Consider the following 24,055-nt stretch of genomic DNA (forward strand, 5'->3'; position numbering starts at 1 on the left):
AACGGTGCTCGACCGCTCGATGTCTCCGGGTGATTCGGTCCACGGTTACGAATCGCCTGCACGGTCCAACCCGACGCCCGGCGGGGCTTCGTCGAGCGCACGGCTGCGCGTCTCGCGCAGGACGTAGGTGCAGATCAAACCGACTGCGGCGTAGCACGCGAGGAACACTCCGAAGACCGCGCCACCGTACTTGCTGATCAGGGTTGCCGCGACGAGTGGCGGAACACCGCCTCCGAGAATCGCTGCGAGGCTGTAGGCAAGACCGGCGGCGGTTGCGCGGTATCGGGTCCGAAACAGCTCCGACAGGAACGATCCGCACACACCCCAGCCGTGTCCCGCGATAAAGAAGCTGACCGTGATCGCCAACCAGAACGCTGCCGGCGATCCGGTGTCCAGTAGCGGGAACAGAATCAGCGCCCAGGGGATGCCGATCAGGTTCACCACGAGCAGCACCGGTCGGCGACCGAATCGGTCCGACAGGATGGCCCCCGAGATCATCGACGCCCCGTTCACCACGTTGCCGAACACGCCCGCAGCGAGTACGCCCTGTTGGTTCAGATCGAGAGTCACTGTTCCGTAGTTGATCAAGTACGCGATGCCTATGTACCCGAACGCGAAGGACGACACGAAAGCTCCTGCGCCGAGCAGGATTTCCCGCCACTGGTGCGTCATCGCCTCCACGAACGGAAGGCTGCTTCGGCCCTGGCTCTCCATTTCGTCGGTGAATACGGGACTCTCCTCCAGCTTGAGCCGGACGTAGAGCCCCACCGAGACGAGCAGAATGCTGAGGAGGAAGGGCACTCGCCAGCCCCAGGCGATGAACGTCTCGTTGGACATGAGTAGGCCGGTCACGAAGAACGTCGACAGCGCGAGGATATTCGCCACCGCGCCGCCGAGATTGGTGAACATCGACCAGAAACCACGGCGCTCGCTCGGTGCGTTCTCCGATGTGAAGAGTGCTGCACCGGCCCATTCGCCGCCGGCTGCGAAGCCTTGAGCGATACGCAGGACGATCAGCACGATCGGCGCCACAACCCCGGCCGTAGCCGCGGTGGGTAACAGGCCGATGATGACCGTCGAGACACCCATCAACATCATCGTCGCGATCAACGTCTTCTTGCGCCCGAGGCGGTCTCCGAAGTGTCCGAACAGGACGCTACCGAACGGGCGAGCCACGAACGCGACGCCCAGGGTAGCGAAGGACACGATCGTGCCCGCATAGGTCCCCAATGCGGGGAAGAACGCGTCCGCGAACACCAATGCCGCTGCGGTTCCGAAGATTCCGAAGTCGTAGAACTCGATCACCGTGCCCATGAAGCTGGCGAACGCGACCCGCGACATCTTGTTCTTCTTCGGTGCGGACGCGTCCACCGTCGCCGTCGGTTCCGCAACGCCGCGTACGGCCGATGGGGGTGATGAATAATTCGTCAACAGAAAACTCCTCGTGAGCGAAAGGGCCTGAACGCAACCGCAGGCCTACCGAGTTACACACGATTCCGTATATACGAACTTTCAGTCCGAATTGGGAACGTAACGCAATGTAGCGCGCATCACATAGATGGTCAAGAGTGAAGTGAGCAGTACGGTGGGGTCGGCCCGAACGCATCGTCCCAAGCAGCCCCACCGCACGGTTGTCGGTTGGGTCGTCAGTTGTCTGCGACAGTCATCCGGCCAAGATGCCGGTCAGGCTTCGGACGTCATCCAGGCCCTCCAGCGCCATCGCAGACGTCACGAGCTCAGCAAACCGCTGTGCGCCCATGCGCGGTTCGAGCATCGACTGCCACTTCAGCTGCAGCAGGTCCCACGTGACATTGTTTTCGCGGAACCGATGCCCACGAGGATGTTCGATCAGCCGCGAGACTTCTCCGGAGTCGGTCCGGAGGGTGACCCGCGCCCCCCGGCCGTGCGGCTGCTCACGTTCCAGGTCGTCGTCGACATACACGGTGACCGCTTTGCGAAGCCGAGAGACCTGCGGGCTCGCGAGCAGCGCAGACGAGTGTGCTTCTTCGAAGCCCAGTCGGCCCGCCACCATGGCGACGGACAACATGTCCTGCATGCAGATGGTGGACATGTTGCGCGAGTCGACCACGCTGGCGGCGAACGAGGGCATGCCGACGGTGGCCGATCGCACCTGCTCTGCGGACAGACCGTTATCTGCGAGCAGACTCAATGCCGCTTCGACCGCCGAATGGATCGGATAACCCGCGGCGTAGAACTTGAAGTTCGCGCCGAACACGGCGTAGTCCTCACCGAGGCCGTCGGTCAGCGCGGATTCGCGACCGGGCTCACCCCACGTGTCGATGATGCCCCCGGGTGCGCCGAAGATGTCGTCGACGCCTTCGAGACCGGCAGCCGCTTGCAGTGCGCCTGCCACACCGGCCGTCGCCGGCTGCCCGCCTTTGGTGATGGATTTGCTGATATGACGGCGCTCACCGAAGAACGCGACTGGACTCACCGCCTGCCCCAGCGTGAGGGCGGCTGCGTGCCTGGTGGTGTCGGCGTCGAGCCCGAGTAGTTTGGCCGACGCGACCGCCGCTCCGATCGAATGCAGACACCCGGCGTACAAGCCGTGCTCCGACCGCATCCACGACAGGCCGCCGACCGCCGAGATAGTGCGACCCCCGGCCTCGAAGCCCGCCGCGACTGCGTCGACAAGGTCTGCACCGGAGGAACATTGGCGATCGGCCACAGCGACGGCGGCGGGGACGATGACGGTGGCCGGATGACCGGTGGCCCTGAAGTCCTCGGTCGCATGCGCGCAATCGAGCTCGGCCGCATGCCCGGCGGTGCCGTTGACGAACGCAGCCGTCACGGCCGCCATAGTGCGCGACGAATGAGCGATGCTGGACTCCCGTGACTCGCCGAGTGTGCCGGCGTACTGCAACGCAAGACGACCGGACGGAAGTTCCGCACCGACGTAAGCGCATCCCAGCTGGTCGAATATCAGCATCTTCGTGCGCTCCACCACGAGCGACGGTAGATCGGAATAGCGCTGCTCGACCAGATACTCGATCATCGTCGATTTTTCGCCGGTGCCGCCGTTGCGCGTCAATGGACGACCGCGGAAACTTCGCGCTCGGCCGCCGCAAGGAGCATTCCTGCCACATCCTCGGTGTGCGTCACCATCGCGTCGTGACTGGCAACCAGGGTCCACAACTCGAAGTTCGAATCGCCGGAGTGACTGCGCTCGAGCGCCCGCGCCGAGTCGATGTGTGCCACGCCATCTGCGTTCTGGCACAGTATGAACACGGTCGGCTTCTCCCACACGCGCCGCACCTCACCGAGTCGGTCGGTGTAGGTCTTAAACGGCTGAGCTGTGATTCTGGGATTGACCCACGCGAGGTCATCGGGATCGGTGATGCCCCAGTAGGACGCATCGGACGCGGGCACAAGCCATCCGTCCCCTTCCCGTTCGACGGTCCCCCTGATGCGCTCCTCTCGGCCTGGCGGTTGTAGGTCGAGGACCGACTCTCCCGACCTGGGCATGACCGCGTCCAAGAAGACGACCGACCGCACCCGGTCGCCGATCACCTCCATCGCGCCCGACCCGACCATTCCGCCATAGCTGTGCATGACCAGCACCACGTCGGTGAGGTCTTCGAACTCGAACACCGCCACCAGATCTTTCACGTGCGTGTCGAGTCCGACCTCCCGAGAAGCAAGATGCGCTCGGTCACCGAGGCCGGTCAGGGTCGGGGCGTACACCCCGTGACCTTCGGCTCGAAGCCTGTCTGCGACGCGCTGCCACGACCAGCCGCCGTGCCTTCCGCCGTGTACGAGGACGAAGGTCGGTTTCTTGCTCGTAGTATTCATTTCTTCTGTCTACCTTTCGATTCGACGCGCCTGCATCTGAAAAAGGAACAGACCGACTTTCTCGCCGACGCCTGTGCGTCGGCGAGAAAGCCAGTCTTGGGGAGGACTTTTGTCGTCAGCGCTCGGCTGTTTCTTTCCACATGAGCGCGCGGCGCGAGATCATGAAGACGATGCGGTCGAGGGCGAAGCTGATGGCTGCGAGCACTACCACCGAGGCGAAGGTGCCTGCGGCGTTGAACTGTGCTGCGTTGGACGAAAGCATGTACCCCAATCCCTCACTACCGGTGAGGAATTCCGCGACTACGACGCCAACGAGCGCGTGTGGCACGGCCAGCTTGAGGCTTGCCACCACCCACACGAGGGCCGACGGGAGTCGCACGCGCATCACAAGGTCCCATTGAGACGCACCGGCGATACGGACCTGGTCGATGAATTCTTGCTTGACGTCTTTGATACCGAAATACACGTTGTAGAAGATCAGGAAGAAGACCACGATCGCCGACACACCGACCGCGAGCGACCTCCCGATTCCGAGCCACAGGATCAGCAGCGGCACTAAAGCCACGACGGGAATGCCGTATGCCGCAGCGACGAACGGCTCGAGGACCATCGAGACGGTCTTCGACATCGCGAACAGGTAGCCGAGCACGAGGGCACTGATCCCACCGATGAGGAAACCCTGCGCGGCAGGCACCATCGTCGCCATGATGTTCGTCCACAGGCTGCCGTCGAGGATCCAATCCCAGATCTCTTCGGCCACCGCGGTCGGCTCGGGCAGATAGAACGTGTCAACGAGGGTGCCGGCCGCCACCGACCACAGAATCAGGAACACCACCACGGCGCCGAGCCGAGAGGACGTCTGAATCCACGACTTTCGCTGACGCTTCTTCTTTCCCAGCATGCTCGCTTTCGCCACTGCCGCGACGGCGTCGTCCCGGTCCGGGGTGACCACTTCTTCGATGTTCGTACTCATGGCGTAATTCCTCGCGCTCTCTGCAACGACCGGTGCAGCGTTTGGCCGATTTCGCGGAAGCCTTCGTCGAAACGTAGGGTGTCGGGATCTCGCTCCGGGCCGAGATCGATGGGAATGTCGTCGATGATGTGGCCGGGCGAGCCGCCGATCACGACGACCCGCTCGGACAGCAGCGCAGCCTCTTCGAGGTCGTGTGTGACGAACAGGACTGCGACACCGGTGTCGCGGACAGCGGCCCGCAGGTCACGCTGGAGTTGTGCACGCATCTGGGCGTCGAGCGCGGCGAACGGCTCGTCCATCAGCAGCAGTTCGGGCTTGTAGATCATTGCGCGAGCGAGCAGTCCGCGCTTCTTCATTCCGCCGGAGAGCTGCGCTGGGTAGCGGTGACCTGCGTGGTCCAACCCGAAATTCAGCAGCAGTTCGTCGACTCGGTCCTTTATCTCGCTCTTGGCGACCTTGCGCATCTTCAGCGGAAGACCGATGTTCGCGGCGAGTGTCAGCCACGGAAGCATGGTGTCTTCCTGTGTCACGTACCCGACCTGACGGTTGACGCTCGTGATCTTCTTCCCACCGAAGAATATCTCGCCGCGGTTCGGCTTCAGCGTTCCCGCAGTCATGTTCAGCAGCGTCGACTTCCCGCAGCCCGACGGGCCGAGGAGGGTGACGAACTCTCCTTTGTCGACGCGAAGGGAGGTGTCCGACAGGACATCCACATCGCCGGTAAAGCTGACGGCGACCTTCTCCACACGCAGCAGATCCGTGGTGTCGATCTCCCGGTCCGACACGGCGGGTGCGTTTCTAGTCTTGAGCAGCGCCATAAGTCACATCCTCGTAGTTGACATCGTCATATGCGGCTACTCCTTCGGGATCGTTCTCGACCCAGAAGTCGTAGGAAGAACGCGGGAAGGTCGGCGCGTCTGGGTAACCCCCCGCGGACTCCTCCCATGCCAGATCCCAGACACCTTGATCCAGTGCGGGGAAATACTCGGCCTTGAGGACAGGACCGAGGGCATCCCGTTCAGTCTTAAGTGCATCGAGCGCATCGGCCATCACGTCGCGGAACTTGTCGACGGACTCGGTGTTCTCGTTCACCCAATCGGTGCGTCCGACGATTGCGAGAACCGGAACGTCGGCCGTGGCTTCGATGTCACCGCGTGGACCCGAAATCCACACCACCGCACCGCTGTTGATGATGGCCTGCTCGACGATGCCGCTGGCCGTTGCGATCGCGTCGAACTGACCCTGAGCCAGCCCGGTCACCAGCGCGTTCGGATCCTGGATGCCAACCATCCTGACGTCCACGTCCGGGTTCATGCCGAACCTGCCCAACTCGTTCCTCAATAGGGTTTGGTAGGTCGAACCGGAGGGGTTGGTGCCGATGGTCAACCCACGAAGTGCCTCCATCCGTTCCGCAACGGGTGCATCAGGAGTGATACCCAGACGGGCGATGACGTCTGGACGGATCACCATGACCTGCTGATTGTTGGCGATCGAACCGAGGATCGTCAGCGGCGCCCCTTGGCGGATCGCCGCGAGAGCTGACGGTGGGCCCGCCAACGCCAGATCTGCATCTCGAGACAGCACCGCCTCGATGCTCAACGTGCTGGACACACCGGCCTGGTCGAGTTCGACGTCCAGGTCGTGAGCGGCGTCCAAGTCCTGCGCCGCCATCACGAGCGCAGTGGCATTCGTGAAGGTTGCGACGGACATCTTGATATCGACAGGCGTGACACCTTCGGCAGTGGTTCGTTTCTCGCTCCCGCATGCGCTGAGCGTCAAGATCAACGCCACTGCGGCAACGACGATACGCCTGGTTCGTGAGCCTGCCCCGGTAGCGCCGCAACTCGCCGCGGCGGTGTGTCTAGCCCTTCGCGGGTGCATAGGTCACATCCTCGTAGTTGGCATCTTCATACGCGGCAACACCTTTCGGATCGTTCTCGACCCAGAAGTCGTAGGAGGAGCGCGGGAAGGTGGGCTCGTCGGGGTACCCGCCTGCAGACTCCGCCCACGCCAGGTCCCAGACCCCTTGATCCGTCGCGGGAAAGTACTTTTCCTTGAGAATCGGGCCGAGGGTGTCGCGGTCGGACTCGAGCGAATCGAGCGACTCCCCCATGGCGGCGCGGAACTTGTCGACGACTTCGGCGTTCTCGTTGACCCAATCGGTGCGGCCGACCATGGCGAGAACCGGAACGTCGGCAGTCGCTTCGATGTCACCGCGCGGTCCCGAAATCCACACCACCGCACCACTGTTGATGATTGCCTGCTCGACGACACCGCTGGACGTCGCAACCGCGTCGAACTGCCCCTGAGCGAGACCCGTGACCAGAGCGTTGGAATCCTGGATGCCGATCAGCTTGACATCGTTGTCGGGGTTCAATCCGTACCGACCCAACTCGTTTCGTAGGAGAGTTTGATAGGTGGAACCGGACGGATTGGTTCCGATCGTCAGGCCGCGGAGGGCTTCCATGCGCTTCTCGATCGGCGCGTCGGGAGTGATACCCAACCTATCGATTACGTCCTGTCGAATCACCAGCACCTGCAGGTTGTTCGCAGTCGAACCGAGGATGGTCAGCGGAGCACCTTCGCGCATCGCGGCCAGAATCGACGGCGGGCCAGCCAGAGCGAGGTCTGCGTCGCGGGAAAGGACTGCCTCGATGCTCAACGTGCTGGAAGCGCCGGCCATGTCGAACTGAACATCGAGGCCGTGAGCTGCGTCGATGTCCTGTGCGTCCATCGCGAGCGCACCGGCGATCGTAATAGTCGGGATAGACGTGTTCACGCGCAGTGACGTGACACCGTCAACCGTGGCCGGTTTGTCGTTACCCCCGCAGGCTGCCAGCGCCAGAATCGAGGTCACGGCAATAGCGGCCGCGCGGCGGCTCTGCTTGGTGGGTCTCATAGGTACTCTGCTTCTCCTCGATGAGCCAGTTCGGGAAATCGCATCCCCAAAATGTTCGTATTTACGATCACATGGTTGTGATTACGGACATAGGAAAACTAGCATGTGATCGTCACCACGTCCAGAGTGAGCTTTGGGTCCGATTGGGCTAACCATTGACTCGACTTGCCGCAGCCGACGCACACACTCGAAGCAGGGAGAACGAGCGAATTGATGCAGTTCAGTCCGTAAGACGTAAGATGTGTACGCACTCATCAGGTGAGAAACACGACCGCGTTGCCGATGTTTGCGGGCACCCCGACGCGCTCGGCCGCATGCTGACCCCACGGGCGCTGAAATAGGTCGCAGGCCAAGTAACCCGCCAACTACGTCACGGGAGGTCAATGCCGAGATGTCGCGTAAAAGTCTCCGTGGTGACGAACCCTGAAGGTCAGTGTTTTCCGATTGTGGTCGGTAGCCGATCTCACGCCCATCGTGATGGACACGAGCACCACGAATAGGCGGTCAGGAAGAGAACTTTACAGCCCTTCCGGTGACCTGTTTCCGGGCCGGCGAATCGCAGATGAGATGGCGAGAACGATCAGGACCACCACCGCTTACTGCGACTTCACAGGAATATCCCTGTTGCGCATTCTCAAAGCGGTCGCGATTCCAAATATGTTGCAACACTGATTATCACAATGACAATTGCGAATATGACTACGTCTTTTCGAGTGATCCGAGGATCGAATTCGTCATCATTTCCGTCTAGGTCCGTGCGAGGGCCCATTTGCCGATCACCACCAGAGTTGCCGCTTCCGCTGCGGCGATCAGTCGTTCCGTGTAACCGAACGTGACGACGTCCCACCAGTCGACTCCAGTTGCCGCGTCAACACCCAGGGCATAGACGAGTGGTACAAAGGCCAGAATCGATATCACTCCGGCGATCAGCGTTCTCCGGGCACAGCGTGCATGATTTCGATCCCGAAGCCATGGCCGCGCAAGCAATATCGCTGCGACCGGAAGGCTGAGAAATGCCAGAGCGCTGGCCGCCCAGTGGATGATGCCACTGATGCTCACCGGCTGGGACCAGTCTTGCTTGGGAAATGCTGCAATGCAGATCAGCCCGATGATCCACATTGCCATGGCGGCAGCAACGCCCGATTTCCAGACGGTGAGTTGTCGGCCGATGAGGGCGATCAGAAATCCGGCTGATCCGGCCGCCAGAAGGACTACCGCAGCGGTGAAGATCCAGCGACCGCCACCGAGACCGTGTGCGCTGATAGTTGGTTCGAGCCTGCTGCCGGTTGTCACGATCGCGTGGACATCGAGTGACAGGAACAGCACAATGGACACGATGACGATGCCGAATCCTCCTTCGGCAATTCGCCTCGCTGGCCTCGATGTGGCCAGTTCTCGTTCTGCTGAATCTGTCACAGGTCGATCTGCCTTCGTGGGAACAGCAATGCTGTTGTGTCGGTGATCATTTGCCGAACATGCTCTGCGCCAGCGAGGCCAGCACTGTGACTGAATCAGGGAAGCGGCGCTTCGATACCGGTAGCAACCAACGCGCCGGCCGGCAGCCGATCTCCCTGAATCGGAATCGACGCGATTGCAGTGTTCAGTTCTCGGAGTTCGTCAGGACTGAACGAGACTTCTTCAGATCCAAGGTTTTCGATGAGATGCGGCGTCCTAGTCGTGCTCGGAATAGGCACAATCCACGGCTGTTGCGCCATCAACCACGCCAGCGAGATTTGCGCAGGTGTGGAACCCTTACGTACTGCCCAATCTTGAAGCAACTGGATCAACGGCATATTCGCGGCCATCGCGTCGGGGGCGTTGCGAGGCACAGCTCCACGGAAATCGTCGGCAGCAAATCGAGTGAAGGGACTGATCGTCCCCGTTGTGAATCCCGCTCCCAGCGGAGACCACGGCACGAAGCCGATTCCCAATTCTGCACACAGAGGCAGGATCTCGGCTTCAGGCCCGCGCCACAGTACGGAATATTCATTTTGGATCGCCGTCAGCGGTTGAACGGCGTGTGCCCGGCGAATAGTTTGCGGGCCCGCTTCCGAGAGTCCGAAGTGGAGCACCTTTCCCTCGTCGATGAGGTCCCGCACAGTACCGGCGACGTCTTCGATCGGAACCGCCGGATCGACTCGGTGCTGGTAGAGCAGGTCGATGCGATCAGTTTTCAGTCGCGCCAGCATCCCTTCGACAGCCCCGCGAATATTGTCCGGGCGGCTGTTCACACCACCAAGACGCTCACCCGTCGCGAGGTCGATATTCCATCCGAACTTCGATGCCACTACAACTTGGTCACGGATGGGTTCGAGCGCTTCTCCCACGATTCGTTCCGATTCGAACGGACCATAGGCTTCGGCCGTATCGAAAAACGTGACGCCTTGATCAGCGGCGGTTCGGATCAACGTGACCATATCCTCGCGGCTGGTGACCGGGCCGTAGAGCGTGCCGACCATGGTCTGGCAACCCAGTCCGATACTCGAAACCTCCAAGGATCCGAGCCTCCGGCGATCGGTGAGCGTGGTCGCCGCTGCGACGGCTCCTGCTCCGCTAGTGGCGGGAGATGTCGACTGGTCCGATGCCGTTTGGTCGCTCACGCAGGCAGTTGCCATCCCGGCAACGATCGGCACTGTGGCCAGACCGGCAGCTCCCAGCAGGAATTTACGACGGCTGGCACCGGCGGGGGCGTTTCTCACAGAAACTCCATTTCTGTTTGATGTCAAAGTCCTTGAAGGACTTAGGGCTAAAGAAATGGCCTTATTCAGGTGGCACCACCATCAGCTGCGCAGTTAATAAGGCCGATACTCGGCACCTCGACGCGCCTCGCAGCGTGGACAGGCCTTTCTTCCGCACCGAAGACATCCACGGCATGGCAGACGTCATCGCCGGCATCTACTCGAGAGCACTCTAGGTACTACGCCGGTCCGGACAGTTGGAAACGTCCACGAATGGCGTCGAGGTCACTGAGCACGCGTGGAGACTCGACGGCCAGTGGCAAGTTGTCGCGATCAAGTGGCCCGTCGAGAGTTGTTTCCGAATCCGGTTGAAGTGCGGCAAAAAGCGGAGTGAGGTCGCTCTGAGCCTCTCCCTGCTCAGCGACGAGTTCGAACGTCTTGTGGTCGGCCGTGTCCGCGTTCAGAGCGGCGATGAGGACTTCTGCGATCTGCTGGCGGGAGATCACGCCGTCAGAGGGATCACTTGCCCACCGTCGGTCACCCTGCAGCATGCCGACGTGATGTTCGTCTGGTTTGTTGTAGTCGAACCACCCCGGCCGCACGATCGTGTACGGCAAGCCACTTGCCCGTACCAGGCGTTCACCGCGGCGCTTCCAATCGTGGCCGGGCGTGGGTTTGGTGACGCCGATCGTCGTCATCAGGGCAATCCGGGCCGGATGCTTCAAAGCGTCGAGCACGTTGCGGACAGCTCCGTAGTTGATCTGCTCAGCTTCACCGGCGCCGCCGTAGGTGCCATGTGTGAAGACGATCCCGTTGACTCCGTCGGAGACTTCCCCGAGCGTGTCGGGTCGAGTGAAATCGCCGACAGCGATTCGGGTGCCTTCTGGGAACAGGGAGGACTGGGCCGGGTCGCGAACGAGCGCCGTCGTGTCCAATCCGACGCGCATGGCTTCGGCCACGACAAGCTGGCCGATACTGCCTGATGCTCCGACAATGAGTACCGAGTCCACCGAAAATCGTTGATCCATATTTTCGACGCTACGGCTGAGAGGGCCGAAGTGGGAGGAACCGTTGATACACCGATACGCAGTCACCCCTTCCTACTCGGGCACGCGCGCCTGTTCACGAATCTTCGCGATGGCGTCGTTGAAACCATCGGCGCAACCGCTGGCGCCGGCCAGAACGCCGACCTCCGCCTCATCGAGGCTCTTACCGATCACCGCTTCCGGTACAGCGGCAGCGAACCGCTCCTGGTAGCCGCGAGAAGTGTCGTTGTTCTCCGGCATCGGTTCGACGGCGACATCGCTGATCGTGTCGTCACTGAGCGTGACCGTGATGGTCATGTACGACGGCGCGCCACCGTAAATACCCCTCTCGGTAAAAGTGCCGTCTTCGTATTCGTTACTGCGCGAGTCCGTTTCGGCGATGCGAGAGCCCGTACCGTTCGACGGCGTGGTGGTGCCGGGATTGCTGCACCCGACAACATGCAACAACACGGTCAGCGATGCGGCCGCGACAAAGGTCGCGCGAACAAAGTTGTGAGACTTCATAGTTCCCCTTTCTGATGACTGTGAGCTGAGTTTCGGTACACGCCGGTATGTCAGAGGAAGAGCTCTCCGGCGAAGTCGTTCGACCATTGCACTCTGCCGTCGGCAAGCATGCGCACCCAGCTGAACTCGAAGGAACGCAAGGACTCTGGGGCACTGACAAACAATGCGGTCGCCAGCCCGTCGGCGGTCGCAGCGTCAGCGGCCATCACCCAGGTTGCGATAACGTCGGTAACAGGTTGCCGAGTCCGTCCGTCGAGGACGTGGTGCAGCCCCTTCCCCCAGGCACGCCGGGTGGTGGCCGAGGCACACAGTGCTGCGTTCCGAAGGGGAACGGTGCCAATGACTCTCCCTGGCAAAGAAGGATGTGCCAGGCCGACGGTGAGCGGTTCCGGTCCGCAGTGTCGCAGATCGCCACTCCCGTCGACGAGGAATGCTCCGATACCGACATCCAGCAGCGTCTGGGCGATGAGATCGACCAAGTGTCCCTTGCCCGCCGCACCGACGTCGATCACCACCGGACGAACGGTGGTAATCGTGGACTCAGTCCGGTCGATATCCGAAAGCCAATACTCCCTGCGCTGGCGTCGAGCGATCCCGACCTCGTCAGGCGCCAGTGTGTAATCGGCGTCATAACCGAGCAGTTCGAGATCGCGTCCGACGAGCGGATCCACCGCGCCGCCCGTCGCGGCAACCAGCCGGTCGTACAGTTCGAATAGCGCTACGTCACACTCAGGGAACTCGTACTGTCCGCCGTTTTCGGCGTGCGCAATCCGGGTGATAAGCGAGTCCGCGCGGAATCGGGACCAGACGTGGTCGAAGTCTTCGGTGAGCGCGCCGATCCTTTGTCGCAACCCATCCAGCACCGGGTTCTCGGTTGTGATCGCCCAGTCGGTGCCGATTGCTTTGAACCGAAACACCGATCGAGCGTCCGCCCTTTTCACTTCTGGCCCCGAGACCTGGGGTCCATCCGTCTCGTCCGTTCAGGCCTCAGGGATGTCCCGGTGGAACGCCTCGAGGGTCACCGAAACCGGGTCGGGACCGCCGCGCACGCCAGTGTTGAGCGCGTCGATTGCACCGAGTTGGGCGGTGCTGAGTTCGAAGTCGAACACATCGAAGTTCGACGCGATCCGCTCCGGGTTGACGGACTTGGGGATGGCCGACCGCCCCTCCTGCACATGCCAGCGCAACATGACCTGCGCGGGAGTCTTGCCATGAACGTCTGCAATCTCGCCGATCACCGGATCATTGAACGTCGACCTGTCGCTGTCGCCTCGGTAGCTGGTGATCCCTCCCATCGGTGACCAAGCTTGGGTAAGCACGCCGTGCTCCGCATTCGCCTTCTGCACCTCTGGCTGAGTGAAGTAGGGATGCACCTCGACTTGATTCACCGCAGGCACCACATCGGTCTGTTCGAGAAGCACTGCGAGGTCGCCTGGCATGAAATTACTGACACCGATCGCGCGAACCCTTCCATCCGTCAGCAGCGTCTCGAGCGCCTTGTAGGCGCCGACCGTCCTCCCGAAATCGGTGGTGAGGGGCTGATGCAGCAAGAGCAGGTCGATTTGTTCGACACCAAGCTTGCCCGCGCTCTTGTCGAACGCATGCAGAGCCTCGTCATAGCCGTAGTCACTGATCCAGAGCTTCGTCTCGATGAACACTTCCGACCGATCCAACCCACTGCGACGGATTCCTTCACCCACCTCTCGTTCGTTGAAGTAGGAAGCCGCGGTGTCGATCAGTCGGTAACCGACGCGCAGCGCCGCGGCTACGGACGACGATGTGGTCTCCGGCGGGGTCTGGAAGACTCCGAAACCCAGAGCGGGCATTTCGATTCCGTTGTTCAAAGTGAGATTCATGCTCATTTCCTTACGTCTGTTTTCGGTGGTGTCGTGGCAGCGAGACTGCCGAGGAGCTTGAGACGGTCTTCGGAGGCGCTGCCAGGTTCAGCGGTGTAGGCGAACATGAACCACTCCGGATTCGCCGGAAGGCCCATCGCTTCGTAGGACAATTCGAGATCGCCGACCGCAGGATGGTGGATACGTTTGATCCCCGCCCGATGGTGGCGAACATTGTGAGCTGCCCACCTGCGCCGGAAAGTCTCACTGCGCGTGACGAGTTCGCCAATCAGATCGGTCAACCGCCGATCGAGCGGATTCTGCCCGGCGTAGATGCGGAGCGTCGCGACGATGTCGTCGGCATTGCGCTCCCAGTCGGGGAAGAAGGTTTGCGCCGCAGGATCGAGAAAGGTGAATCGGGCGGAGTTTCCCTGGTTGGCCGGGTCATCGAAGAGGGGCGCGTACAGCGCCCGCCCAAGTGAGTTTGCGGCAACGAAGTCCATGCGCTGATCCCGCACCCACATCGGCGCGCCCGTCACCGAATCCAGGAAACGCTGCAAGGTGGGTTTTACGGTCTGCTCTCCGGGCCGGGTGCGTCGGCGCGGCGGTGGGGGTCCAGCGGCACGAGCAAGGTCAGCCAGATGGTCGATCTCGGCGTCGTCGAGCTGAAGGGCTTTGGCGATGCTGTCGAGAACTTCCGAAGAAACACCGGCCAGGTCGCCGCGCTCCATCCGGGCGTAGTACTCCACGCTTACACCAGCAAGAAAAGCGACTTCTTCTCGGCGCAGTCCGGACACCCGGCGACGACCGCCTCCGATAATCCCCGCCTGTTCCGGCTTGATCCGGTCCCTGCGAGTGCGCAGGAACTCAGATACTTGTGCACGATGGTCCATACCGTCGACGGTAGAGGCAGTGTTCCCGTTGTGGGAGGAACTGCCAATACACGGATGAATTTGAGCTTCCTTGCAGCTTCACAGTGCGATGAACGGGCCCGACATGGTTTCTTCTTCCGGTGGTCTGACGATCTGACCGCCACGTCAGCCGAAGATCGACCTCAGATTCGCATTGATCAATGTATTGAGCCGCTTTCGCATCCTGACAACCTCTGCCTCGGACGGTATGGGATCTTCGAGGAAGAGCGTCCAACGCAGCATCATGCTGTTTCCGACCGCCTCGATGTCGAATCGGATGACGGCGTCGGGGCGGTCCGGCCAGATCGACGACCAGATCACCAGCCCCGGTTCTTCCGCCCTGACGATCTCCGGTGCGATCTCGCTCTCGAGCAGTTCCAGCCAGTGCCGGGCGGGCTGGCGATACGGATCGATCAATGCCTCGAACATGAAGTGCGCAGGCGGCGGCTGGCTCCGGCGCCTCGTCGCGACTGCTGCATGGCACGAGCGTAACCGCCTCTCAAGGGCATACCTCTGCCTTCGCAGTGCTGGATCCACGAAAACTGGGATAAACCGGGCATCGACGGAGGACACTCAGGAGCACATCCGTCTGGGAGGGCCGCTCATGCGTAAACGCCATCAGGTTCTGCTTGCAGTGTCCGCAGCGATCGGGCTGTCTCTGACGCCGATCAATGCGTCGGCGACACCGAGCACGGGAGTACACGGTGAAATCCTCGGGCAGGTGACTTTCGACGGCAAGGACTACATCCTGCGCCAGATCACCATCGACCCCGGCGGTTCCACCGGTTGGCACTTCCACGACGGGACGCTCTACGCACTGATCGCGCAGGGCACGTTGAGCCACTACCGATCCGATTGCTCCGTCGACGGGATCTACAGCGCCGGAAATACTTTGATCGAACCGAGCGGTTCAGATCATGTGCACATCGGAAACAACTCGCAGACAACACCATTGGTACTCGAGGTCGTCTACGTCAATCCGGCGGGCAGCCCCCTCTCCGAAGATGCTGCGCCGCCCAACTGCCAGCTACCCGGCTGACGACGCCGAAGCGGTAAACCTCACCGGCATCGATTCGAGACCGGACACGAAGTTGGCGGCACGCCGCTGCAACGGCGCGTCGGTGGCGAGTTCCATTCCCGGCAGCCTGGCGAAGAGTTGCTCGAACATGATCCGTCCCTCGAGCCTGGCCAGCTGATTACCCAGACAGAAATGCGTTCCGAAGCCGAAGGCCACGTGTGGATTCGGTGTGCGGCCGATATCGAACCGTTCGGCGTTCAGGAACACGGACTCGTCGAAATTCGCCGATTCGAAGAGCAGTAGCATCTTCTCGCCCGCCTTCAGCTGCGCACCGAAGAAATCGGTATCACGGGTCAGAGTGCGAGCCATGTTCTTGATCGGCGAGGACCACCGCAACAGCTCCTCCATCGCCAACGGAATGGCATCGGGATCGTCGACCAGCGCTCGATGCTGGTCCGGATGGCGCAGCAGTTGCTCCATGCCGCCGCTCAGGACGTGCCGTGTGGTCTCGTCACCGCCGATGAGGATCAGTAGGGACTCGTTGACGATTTCCTGATCGGAGAGGGCCTCGCCGTCAACCGCGCTGTGAATCAATGTGCTCACCAAATCGTCGGCCGGCTCGCTCCTCCGCTCGGCAATGGTTCGCATCATGTACGCGGTGAAGTCGACATACGCAGCCATCATGGCCTGCAGTTGCTCCTGGGAAGCGTTGCTTCCCAATGCCTTCACCAGATCATCCGACCACCGCAGAAACAACGCGCGTTCCTCGGGACGGACACCCAACATGTCGCCGATGACGGCCATGGGAAGTGGTGCGGCCAGGTCTGCGACGAAGTCGGCTTCTCCTTTCTCACAGACGGCGTCGATCAGTTGATCGCAGATCTCCCGGATACGGCCGGCCTTGGCTTCGACCTTCTTACGTGTGAAACCCGCGTTGACCAAGCGTCGACGCGTGACGTGCTGCGGGTCGTCCATGTCGATCATCTGCGGCAACGGACCCGTTTCGGGGCGGATGCCGCCGGCGTTGGAGAACAGTTCGGGATCCCGCTCGGCTGCGACGACGGCGTCGTAGCTCGCGGCCGCGGTGATTCCGTTGGCGTCGTCTCGGTACACGGGCTCGTGATCACGCATCCAGGCGTACGCGTCGCGCACATTCCCGAGGTCTCCGCTGTAGAAGCGTCCGTCGATCAAATCGAAGGTCGGTCTGGTAGCCATCACTCCACCTCTCGCACAACCCTTGCCTCAATAAGTAGAACCTGTTCCTATATAGCGTGGGGCGTTTTCACCGAAGCCGGACCGGAAAACCTCCAGAAGCAGCACGCGAGCCCGCCGGAGCAACGACCAGGAGACACGCATGGACGACGACACCGCCTCAGCGGGCATACCCACTTTCACCGGCACATCGATACTGGTGACCGGCGGCGGTAGTGGCATCGGCCTGGGCATCGCTCGTTCGCTCGTTGCGGCCGGCGCTCACGTCACGATCTGCGGACGCAACAAGGAGAAACTCGAAGCTGCCGCCGAATCGATCCGTCAGTCGAGTCCGGAAGGATCTGTCAGCGTCTCCCCTACCGACGTCACGATCGAGGCAGACGTCGTCGCCGCTGTCGCCGCGGCGGTCTCCGTCACCGGAAAGCTCGACGGAGTGGTGGCCTGCGCCGGCGGGAACGAAACCATCGCCCCGGTCACGCAACTCGACGTCGACGCGTGGCGCCGCACTGTCGACCTCAACGTCACGGGGACCATGCTGACGATCAAGCACGGCGCGCGGGCACTGGTGGCAGGAGGCGGTGGATCCATCGTCGCGATCTCGTCGATCGCCAGCAGCAACACACATCGCTGGTTCGGCGCGTACGGCGTCTCGAAATCCGGCGTCGACCACCTGGTGCAATTGGCGGCAGACGAACTGGGCGCCAGCAACATTCGTGTCAACGCGATCCGCCCAGGGCTGACCCGAACAGATCTGGTCGCGCTCATCACCGACGGTGGCCCGATCCTGGACGACTACCTGGCCAACACGCCGCTCGAACGCGTCGGCGAGGTCGAGGACGTCGCCGGACTCGCTTCCTTCCTCCTCGGACCGCAGTCCACCTGGATCACCGGGCAGATCATCAACGTCGACGGAGGCCAAATGCTGCGCCGCGGACCGGATTTCCGCTCGATGCTCGAACCCGTCTACGGATCCGACGGACTCCGCGGGGTGGTCGCGCCATGAGCTACACGATTCTGGGCAAGAAGGTCGAGATGCCCGTCGAAGTTCGCACCGCGTCAGCCTTCATGGCGTTGTACTCGGTACCCAGCGCAACGGCGCAGTCGATCATCGATTACACCGGCTTGACCGTGCTCCAGTACCGTCCCGGCCGGGCGCTGTGCGGCCTGGTTTTTGTCGACTACATCGATGGGGATCTGGGGCCGTACAACGAATTCGGGGTGACGTACATGGTGCGTAGCCACACTGCGCCTCCCGAAACCTCGGTGCTGGGAGATCTACGTTCGCTCGCTGCCGGAACTGCAGGGGCACTCATTCACGAGTTGCCGGTGGACGGAGAGTTCACCAAGGCCGCCGGCCGGGAAATCTGGGGATTCCCGAAGGTGCTCGCCGAGTTCGACACCGAGCACGTCGGCTCGGTCAAGCGCGGATCCGTCTCGCGCGACGGCAAACTCATCACACAGTTGAGTGTGAAGTCCGGCGTCAGCGTGCCTGGCGGCGGAGCCAACATGTCGTTGGCCGCGTACTCGCATCTCGACGGCGCAACCAGGTGCACGTCGTGGGACATGGCGCCGACCGGCGTCAAATCGCGCCCTGGTGGAGCAGAGGTTCAGCTGGGTAGTCACCCGATGGCGGCGGAGCTTCGGAAACTGGGACTCCCCCGCCGGGCCCTGATGACCACGACCATCAAAAATCTGGCGATGACGTTCGGGGAGGCGACAACGATCTGAGTGTCAGCCGACGGCACCCCTTTCGGTCACGTGTGACTCGGGCTACACTCCTGGACGGTTGACCAACTCGCGTCAGACCGCCCGAAAGGACACTCGTGCAGATCACCCGACGCACCGTACTGGCAGGCGCTGCCGCCGCACCTGCGCTCGCCGCTCTGTCGACGAACCAGGCCGTCGCAGCTTCGCCGGCACGCACCGTTTCACCCGCACGTACCGACAAGTCGTCGTCGTTGCAGGTGGGCGTCGGGATCTCCGATGTGACCGGACCGGTCGCCGAGGTCGGCATGATGGGCTACTCGAGCTTCGACCAACGCGCCGAAGGCCTGCACCAGCGAATGCGCGCACGCGCCTTCATCTTCGAGTCCGGCGGGTCACGGGTCGCCTACGTGTGCGTCGACAACTGCATGATCTTCCAGTCCGTTCACGACGAGGTCCTACGCCGGCTGGCTGGGAAATTCGGCGATATCTACACCGAACGCAACGTCATGTTGACGGCCATCCATTCACACGCGGCATGTGGTGGGGCCTCGCACAACTACGCGTACAACCTCGCAGTTCTCGGCTTCGAACTGCAGGTGTTCGAAGCCGAGGTCAACGGCATGGTCGAGGCGATCAGCGCTGCCCACGAGAACCTGGCGCCGGGCTCCGTCCGTTTCGGGCGGTCCGATCTCACCGATGCCAGCGTCAACCGATCGCGAGTGGCGTTCGACCTCAATCCCGAAGAGGACAAGGCCTACTACCCCGGTGGCAACGATCACCACATGCGTGTCATGCGGATCAGTCGGGGCAGCAAGGACATCGGGGCGATCAACTGGTTCGCTACCCACTGCGCCTCGCTCACGAACGAGAACCATCTCATCTCCGGGGACAACAAGGGCGCCGCGGCGTACTTCTGGGAGCACGACGACCGGGGTGTGCGTTACCTCGACGGCGACACCAGCTTCATTGCCGCTTTTCCGCAGACCAACAGCGGCGACATGTCACCGAACCTCTTCCTCGAGCCCGGACGCGGACCGACCGAGGACGAATTCGAGAATGCACGCATCATCGGGCTGCGCCAGGTTGCGGCGGCTCGAACTGCCTTCGGCTCGGCCTCCGAAACCGTCACTGGTGGTGTCGACAGTCGGATCATGTACCTGGACATGGCAAATCAGGTGGTGAGCGGAAGATTCACCCCGGACGGGCGCGAGCACCGCACTGCACCGGCAGCGATCGGTGCGGCAATGAGCGCCGGAAGCGTCGAGGACGGGCCGGCAATTCCGATCTTCCCCGAGGGCACCCGAAACCCCATGATCGACGCCTTGGGCGGCATGGATGCTCCTGTGCCTCAATGGCTTCAGGATGCACAGGCCCCCAAGCTCGTAGTCGTTCCGGTCGGCCTGTTGCCACCGGGCGGATGGGTGCCGAACGTACTGAAGATCCAGATCCTGCGGATCGGCCAGTTCTACATCGTCGGTGGCCCTGCGGAATTCACCATCGTCTCCGGATTACGAGTGCGTCGAACCGTCGCCGAGGAGCTTGGAGTTCCGCTCGAGAACGTCATCTTCCAGGGCTACGCGAACTCGTACTCGAGCTACTGCACCACGCCACAGGAATACGATTCGCAGCAGTACGAGGGCGGCTCGACGATGTTCGGCCGTTACACACTGCCGGCCTATCAACAGGGGTACGCCGCTCTCGCAGCCGCGATGCGCGACGGCACCGAACCTCCTCGCGGCCCCGCGCCGGCCGACCTGTCCGGGTTCCAACCCAGCTTCGGACCTGGCGTCGACTTCGACGAGCCCTTGCCGGGAACACAATTCGGCGATGCGACCGTCCAGCCCGGCAACGGCTCACCGGGTGCGCAGGTTGCCGTCGAGTTCGTCACCGGCCACCCCAAGAACGACACTCACCGAAACGGGACCTTCTACGAGATCCAGCGCAATACCGGCGGATCCTGGACACGGGTCGCCGACGACAACGACTGGTCCACCAAACTGCACTGGCGCCGGGTCGGGAGCAACGGTTCCGTCGTTCGCATCACGTGGGATGTTCCGGCCGATACTCCGGCGGGTACGTATCGAGTCCAACACTTCGGTGCGTCGAAGGCTCGGGGTAGCGGCGCGATTTCGCCGTTCTCCGGGGTGACGTCCGAATTCCGCCTCACCTGACCCGCGTGAACGTATCGCTCCCCTTGTTGGACAAGGGGAGCGATACGTTCACGCGATGGGGTCAGAGCGCAGTGGTCAGGTTCAGGCGGCGGTCGGGTGCAGCGAGGTGCTCGTCGTCGACTGCTCTGACGCTGCCGGGCGGTCGATCTTCGCCGCGACGATCAGGACCAGCAGACCTGCGACGGTGACCGCCGCCCCCATCCAGATCGGGGAGGTGAAGCCGAGTCCCGCGGCGATGGTGATTCCGCCCAACCATGCCCCGAGCGCGTTGCCGACGTTGAAGGCGGCAATATTTGCACCCGACGCCATGGTCGGTGCGGCCGACGCGTAGTTCATGATCCGCATCTGCAACCCGGGTACCGTCGCAAAACCGAAGGCGCCCATGAAGAACAGTGAGATCACGGTCATGACCTTGCTCTCGGCGGTGGCGGCGAACACGATCAGAACGACGGTCAGGATCGCGAGAATCCAGACCAGCGCCTTCGTGAGCGAGCGGTCGGCCGCCTTGGCGCCCAGGAAGTTACCGACGAACAGGCCCGAGCCGAAGAGGATGAGCAGCCACGGAACGCTGGACGTCGCGAAGCCGGTGACCTCGGTGAGGGTGAAGGCGATGTAGGTGAAGGCTCCGAACATTCCGCCGTAGCCGAGGATGGTGATGGCGATCGAGAGCCATACCTGCTTGTTGCGGAATGCCCCCAACTCTCCGCGCAATCCGCCACCGGTCGTGCTGGCGGGCGTCGTCGGGACGAGTGCTGCAATTCCGATGAGCGCGATGACGCCGATGACGGTGATGGCCCAGAACGTCGAGCGCCATCCGAGTTGCTGGCCCAGCAGAGTGCCGAACGGAACGCCGAGAACGTTGGCGATGGTCAGGCCCGCGAACATCATCGCGATGGCGCCGGCACGCTTGTTGGGTGCGACCATGTCGGCGGCAACCACCGAACCGATCCCGAAGAACGCACCGTGGCACAGTGCCGCGACGATGCGTCCGCCCATCATGACCTCGTACGAGGGCGCGAGCGCGGACATCAGGTTGCCGATGATGAACAGCACCATGAGCGAGAGAAGGACCTTCTTGCGCTCGAAGCGGGTGACGGCAGCGGTCAGGAGGATCGCGCCGATCGCCACCGACAGTGCGTAGCCCGAGATCAGGTAGCCCGCGACGGACTCGGTGACCTCGAAATCAGCCGAGACCTCGGGCAGGAGGCCCATGATGACAAATTCGGTGAGGCCGATCCCGAACCCGCCCATAGCGAGGGCAATGAGACCCAATGGCATCTCGATGTTCCTTTCACAGATTTACGCGTAAGCCGTTAGCGGGCGTGTGCAGTAGTTGCAGGCGCGCTATAAATAGTTGCACGCGCGCGCTACATGCGCAAGCTGGTAACCTGGAGTCGCAGGAAACGGACAAGGAGAATCACATGGGGATCGCCGACGACGCCGTCGAAATCCGTTCGCAAGGGTGGCGCACGCTCGCAGCACTGCACGGCGCCCTCGACACCGAACTGGAACGCGCGCTCCAGCGTGAGCACAAACTGTCCGTCGTCGAATACACCGTGCTCGACGCTTTGAGCCGCCAGGACGGCTGGCACATGCGTATGGCCCAGTTGGCTCGCGCTGCCGCACTGAGCAGCAGCGCCACGACGCGCTTGGTCAATCGACTCGAAGATCGAGGACTACTGACGCGCATCCTGTGCGCCGACGACCGTCGAGGCATCTACACCGAACTGACGCCGGCCGGCCGCGAGCTGCTCGAAAGCGCACGGCCGACGCACGACGCCACCCTAGAGGCCGCACTCGACGAGGCATGCAAAACACCCGAACTCGCGCCACTGGTGCGCGCGCTCCACGAACTACCCGTCGGCTAGAAGTCTGCCGGAAGCAGGGCACGCTCCTCGATTCCCGAGACCACCTGAGCGACAAACACACTCGCATCGACGACCGCCCGCCCACCACGCGCAGGGACCAGAACGTCGACGGTGCCGCCGTGCACCTCGTTGTCCCCGATCACCGCGATGTACGGGTCACGGTGAGTGCGTGCCTCGCGGATGCGACGTCCCAAGGATCCGTCAGGCGCGATCGCCACTCGAACATCGCGAGCCTCGAGATCGGCCCGCAAACGCTCGGCCTCAACCTGGTGCCGGTCGCCGACGGGCAGAATCGAGACTTGGTTGGGTGCCAGCCACGGCGGCATCCGCCCTTCGAACCTTTCGATCAAAAGCGCAGTCATGCGTTCCATCGACCCGAGCAAGCCCCGATGGATCATGACGGGGCGAGCCTTGGATCCGTCCTCAGCGGTGTACTCGAGGTCGAACCGCGCCGGTTGATTGAAGTCGAGTTGCACGGTCGAAAGTGTTTCCTCGCGGCCGTGCGCATCTCGCACCTGGACGTCGATCTTGGGACCGTAGAACGCTGCCTCCCCCTTCGCCTCCACGTACTCGATCGAGCGTGCATTCAGCGCCCCGCGAAGGTGATCCTCGGCGTCCGCCCACTGCTCGTCGGTGCCGAGGTACTGCCCCTCTCCCCCTCTGATCGAGAGTCGGTACCCCCGTTCGGCAATCCCCAGAGTCGAGTAGCAGCGCTCGATCGCGTCGAGCGCGACGATCACTTCCGCTTGCACTTGTTCACGACTACAGAAGACATGTGCGTCGTCGAGATTGATCTGTCGGACTCGACTCAATCCGCTGAGAACTCCGGAGAGTTCGCTACGGAACATCGAGCCGAGTTCACGAACGCGGAAAGGTAGCTCGCGATAACTACGACCGCGAGCGGCGAATACCTGAGCGTGATGAGGACAGTTAGCCGGACGAAGGAGAAATGACTCTCCGCCTATCTTCATTTCGGGGAACATGTCTTCCGAGAACTTGGACCAATGACCAGATCTCTCGTACAACTCTTTCTTCGCCATAACCGGGGTATAGACACCCCGACAACCGGAGCGCGCTGCTTGTTCGGCGGCGAACTTTTCGAGTTCGTTCCTGATGACGGCGCCGTCCGGCAACCAGAGTGGAAGGCCGGCTCCGACTATGGGGGTGGTAGCGAAAAACTCCAGGTCGCGCCCGAGTTCGCGGTGGTCAACGCTCATGAGAGCTCTCCAAATCGTTCAAGGGGAGACGCACACGGAGCGACGAAACAGGAAAGCCCCGGGGCGATAACTCCCGGGGCTGAAAGGGTTCGGTCAGCAGTTGCTAAACGATGCGCCGGAAGAGAACCGGCGTCGTCGTGTTGTGCGCAATACTGACCATGTACGTGAGGTTACATCAACTTCCTACCCACCTACAGCCCGAA

Annotated in this window: 23 protein-coding genes; 5 read left to right on the top strand and 18 right to left on the bottom strand. The window is 62.2% G+C overall.

The genetic code is table 11. The features are described from left to right. Positions 1-45: 45 nt before the first annotated feature. The 15 genes from RE4_RS08750 to RE4_RS08820 all read right to left on the bottom strand — a co-directional run bounded on the left by RE4_RS08750 (position 46) and on the right by RE4_RS08820 (position 15,088). Positions 46-1,431: an MFS transporter gene (locus RE4_RS08750; RefSeq protein WP_020906224.1), complete on the bottom strand. Its 1,386-nt coding sequence runs from the start codon at positions 1,429-1,431 to the stop codon at positions 46-48. A gap of 232 nt (positions 1,432-1,663) precedes the next feature. Then, on the bottom strand, positions 1,664-3,016 hold the full coding sequence (locus tag RE4_RS08755) for an MmgE/PrpD family protein (RefSeq protein ID WP_060938427.1): 1,353 nt from the start codon (positions 3,014-3,016) through the stop codon (positions 1,664-1,666). 32 nt (positions 3,017-3,048) lie between these two features. Continuing rightward, on the bottom strand, positions 3,049-3,813 hold the full coding sequence (locus tag RE4_RS08760) for an alpha/beta fold hydrolase (protein WP_060938428.1): 765 nt from the start codon (positions 3,811-3,813) through the stop codon (positions 3,049-3,051). A 115-nt stretch (positions 3,814-3,928) separates the two neighbouring features. Beyond that, entirely contained in the window at positions 3,929-4,786 is an 858-nt protein-coding gene (locus RE4_RS08765) for an ABC transporter permease (protein WP_060938429.1), read from the bottom strand. Continuing rightward, a complete protein-coding gene (locus tag RE4_RS08770; protein WP_020906220.1) occupies positions 4,783-5,604 on the bottom strand; it encodes an ABC transporter ATP-binding protein in 822 nt (273 codons plus the stop codon). Before RE4_RS08770 ends, RE4_RS08765 begins: the two co-directional genes overlap by 4 nt. Next, positions 5,585-6,667, bottom strand: coding sequence for an ABC transporter substrate-binding protein (locus RE4_RS08775; RefSeq protein ID WP_020906219.1), 1,083 nt, complete (start codon positions 6,665-6,667; stop codon positions 5,585-5,587). The genes RE4_RS08770 and RE4_RS08775 overlap by 20 nt, the downstream gene beginning before the upstream one ends. Continuing rightward, complete coding sequence (locus RE4_RS08780) at positions 6,648-7,685, bottom strand: ABC transporter substrate-binding protein (protein WP_020906218.1); 1,038 nt, start codon at positions 7,683-7,685, stop codon at positions 6,648-6,650. The genes RE4_RS08775 and RE4_RS08780 overlap by 20 nt, the downstream gene beginning before the upstream one ends. Before the next feature lie 747 nt (positions 7,686-8,432). Further along, positions 8,433-9,101, bottom strand: a complete 669-nt coding sequence (locus tag RE4_RS08785) for a DUF998 domain-containing protein (protein WP_020906217.1) — start codon at positions 9,099-9,101, stop codon at positions 8,433-8,435. 95 nt (positions 9,102-9,196) lie between these two features. Continuing rightward, complete coding sequence (locus RE4_RS08790; RefSeq protein WP_060938430.1) at positions 9,197-10,384, bottom strand: aldo/keto reductase; 1,188 nt, start codon at positions 10,382-10,384, stop codon at positions 9,197-9,199. Between the two features lie 218 nt (positions 10,385-10,602). Next, positions 10,603-11,391: an SDR family oxidoreductase gene (locus RE4_RS08795; RefSeq protein ID WP_020906215.1), complete on the bottom strand. Its 789-nt coding sequence runs from the start codon at positions 11,389-11,391 to the stop codon at positions 10,603-10,605. Positions 11,392-11,463: 72 nt separating this feature from the next. Further along, positions 11,464-11,913, bottom strand: a complete 450-nt coding sequence (locus RE4_RS08800) for an FMN-binding protein (protein ID WP_020906177.1) — start codon at positions 11,911-11,913, stop codon at positions 11,464-11,466. A gap of 50 nt (positions 11,914-11,963) precedes the next feature. Further along, a complete protein-coding gene (locus tag RE4_RS08805) occupies positions 11,964-12,830 on the bottom strand; it encodes an FAD:protein FMN transferase (protein ID WP_060938431.1) in 867 nt (288 codons plus the stop codon). 63 nt (positions 12,831-12,893) lie between these two features. Further along, a complete protein-coding gene (locus tag RE4_RS08810; RefSeq protein ID WP_020906175.1) occupies positions 12,894-13,775 on the bottom strand; it encodes an aldo/keto reductase in 882 nt (293 codons plus the stop codon). Continuing rightward, the gene (locus RE4_RS08815) at positions 13,772-14,641 is read right to left on the bottom strand and encodes a helix-turn-helix domain-containing protein (RefSeq protein ID WP_020906174.1); all 870 of its coding nucleotides are present in this window, start codon (positions 14,639-14,641) and stop codon (positions 13,772-13,774) included. Before RE4_RS08815 ends, RE4_RS08810 begins: the two co-directional genes overlap by 4 nt. Positions 14,642-14,785: 144 nt before the next feature. Continuing rightward, positions 14,786-15,088, bottom strand: a complete 303-nt coding sequence (locus tag RE4_RS08820; protein ID WP_060938432.1) for a hypothetical protein — start codon at positions 15,086-15,088, stop codon at positions 14,786-14,788. A gap of 175 nt (positions 15,089-15,263) precedes the next feature. Here RE4_RS08820 and RE4_RS08825 point away from each other — a divergent pair, with 175 nt between their 5' ends. After that, positions 15,264-15,698: a cupin domain-containing protein gene (locus RE4_RS08825; protein ID WP_003945598.1), complete on the top strand. Its 435-nt coding sequence runs from the start codon at positions 15,264-15,266 to the stop codon at positions 15,696-15,698. Here the strand turns inward: RE4_RS08825 and RE4_RS08830 are convergent. Further along, the gene (locus RE4_RS08830) at positions 15,687-16,892 is read right to left on the bottom strand and encodes a cytochrome P450 (RefSeq protein WP_060938433.1); all 1,206 of its coding nucleotides are present in this window, start codon (positions 16,890-16,892) and stop codon (positions 15,687-15,689) included. The genes RE4_RS08825 and RE4_RS08830 overlap by 12 nt on opposite strands. A 139-nt stretch (positions 16,893-17,031) precedes the next feature. Here RE4_RS08830 and RE4_RS08835 point away from each other — a divergent pair, with 139 nt between their 5' ends. The 3 genes from RE4_RS08835 to RE4_RS08845 all read left to right on the top strand — a co-directional run bounded on the left by RE4_RS08835 (position 17,032) and on the right by RE4_RS08845 (position 20,767). Beyond that, positions 17,032-17,892 carry an SDR family oxidoreductase gene (locus RE4_RS08835; RefSeq protein WP_042950821.1) on the top strand — a complete coding sequence of 287 codons (861 nt, stop codon included), beginning with the start codon at positions 17,032-17,034 and terminating at the stop codon, positions 17,890-17,892. Further along, entirely contained in the window at positions 17,889-18,617 is a 729-nt protein-coding gene (locus RE4_RS08840) for an acetoacetate decarboxylase family protein (RefSeq protein ID WP_007734116.1), read from the top strand. Before RE4_RS08835 ends, RE4_RS08840 begins: the two co-directional genes overlap by 4 nt. 95 nt (positions 18,618-18,712) lie before the next feature. Continuing rightward, a complete protein-coding gene (locus tag RE4_RS08845; RefSeq protein WP_060938434.1) occupies positions 18,713-20,767 on the top strand; it encodes a neutral/alkaline ceramidase in 2,055 nt (684 codons plus the stop codon). An 81-nt stretch (positions 20,768-20,848) separates the two neighbouring features. Here the strand turns inward: RE4_RS08845 and RE4_RS08850 are convergent, their stop codons facing one another. Continuing rightward, a complete protein-coding gene (locus RE4_RS08850) occupies positions 20,849-22,045 on the bottom strand; it encodes an MFS transporter (protein WP_019746910.1) in 1,197 nt (398 codons plus the stop codon). A gap of 143 nt (positions 22,046-22,188) precedes the next feature. Here RE4_RS08850 and RE4_RS08855 point away from each other — a divergent pair, with 143 nt between their 5' ends. Further along, positions 22,189-22,635, top strand: a complete 447-nt coding sequence (locus tag RE4_RS08855) for a MarR family winged helix-turn-helix transcriptional regulator (protein ID WP_003945852.1) — start codon at positions 22,189-22,191, stop codon at positions 22,633-22,635. Here RE4_RS08855 and thrS read toward each other — a convergent pair. Then, positions 22,632-23,852 carry a threonine--tRNA ligase gene (gene thrS / locus RE4_RS08860; RefSeq protein ID WP_060938435.1) on the bottom strand — a complete coding sequence of 407 codons (1,221 nt, stop codon included), beginning with the start codon at positions 23,850-23,852 and terminating at the stop codon, positions 22,632-22,634. The genes RE4_RS08855 and thrS overlap by 4 nt on opposite strands. Between the last annotated feature and the right edge of the window lie 203 nt (positions 23,853-24,055).

It is taken from the genome of Rhodococcus erythropolis NBRC 15567 (genome assembly GCF_001552595.1).
Taxonomy (GTDB): domain Bacteria; phylum Actinomycetota; class Actinomycetes; order Mycobacteriales; family Mycobacteriaceae; genus Rhodococcus_F; species Rhodococcus_F erythropolis.

Coding starts and splice junctions, on each gene's coding strand:
- RE4_RS08760 (WP_060938428.1), bottom strand. CDS start 3,813: ATGAATACTACGAGCAAGAAACCGACCTTCGTCCTCGTACACGGCGGA.
- thrS (WP_060938435.1), bottom strand. CDS start 23,852: ATGAGCGTTGACCACCGCGAACTCGGGCGCGACCTGGAGTTTTTCGCT.
- RE4_RS08815 (WP_020906174.1), bottom strand. CDS start 14,641: ATGGACCATCGTGCACAAGTATCTGAGTTCCTGCGCACTCGCAGGGAC.
- RE4_RS08775 (WP_020906219.1), bottom strand. CDS start 6,667: ATGCACCCGCGAAGGGCTAGACACACCGCCGCGGCGAGTTGCGGCGCT.
- RE4_RS08830 (WP_060938433.1), bottom strand. CDS start 16,892: ATGGCTACCAGACCGACCTTCGATTTGATCGACGGACGCTTCTACAGC.
- RE4_RS08765 (WP_060938429.1), bottom strand. CDS start 4,786: ATGAGTACGAACATCGAAGAAGTGGTCACCCCGGACCGGGACGACGCC.
- RE4_RS08755 (WP_060938427.1), bottom strand. CDS start 3,016: ATGATCGAGTATCTGGTCGAGCAGCGCTATTCCGATCTACCGTCGCTC.
- RE4_RS08835 (WP_042950821.1), top strand. CDS start 17,032: ATGGACGACGACACCGCCTCAGCGGGCATACCCACTTTCACCGGCACA.
- RE4_RS08800 (WP_020906177.1), bottom strand. CDS start 11,913: ATGAAGTCTCACAACTTTGTTCGCGCGACCTTTGTCGCGGCCGCATCG.
- RE4_RS08780 (WP_020906218.1), bottom strand. CDS start 7,685: ATGAGACCCACCAAGCAGAGCCGCCGCGCGGCCGCTATTGCCGTGACC.
- RE4_RS08770 (WP_020906220.1), bottom strand. CDS start 5,604: ATGGCGCTGCTCAAGACTAGAAACGCACCCGCCGTGTCGGACCGGGAG.
- RE4_RS08825 (WP_003945598.1), top strand. CDS start 15,264: ATGCGTAAACGCCATCAGGTTCTGCTTGCAGTGTCCGCAGCGATCGGG.
- RE4_RS08850 (WP_019746910.1), bottom strand. CDS start 22,045: ATGCCATTGGGTCTCATTGCCCTCGCTATGGGCGGGTTCGGGATCGGC.
- RE4_RS08795 (WP_020906215.1), bottom strand. CDS start 11,391: ATGGATCAACGATTTTCGGTGGACTCGGTACTCATTGTCGGAGCATCA.
- RE4_RS08820 (WP_060938432.1), bottom strand. CDS start 15,088: ATGTTCGAGGCATTGATCGATCCGTATCGCCAGCCCGCCCGGCACTGG.
- RE4_RS08810 (WP_020906175.1), bottom strand. CDS start 13,775: ATGAGCATGAATCTCACTTTGAACAACGGAATCGAAATGCCCGCTCTG.
- RE4_RS08855 (WP_003945852.1), top strand. CDS start 22,189: ATGGGGATCGCCGACGACGCCGTCGAAATCCGTTCGCAAGGGTGGCGC.
- RE4_RS08840 (WP_007734116.1), top strand. CDS start 17,889: ATGAGCTACACGATTCTGGGCAAGAAGGTCGAGATGCCCGTCGAAGTT.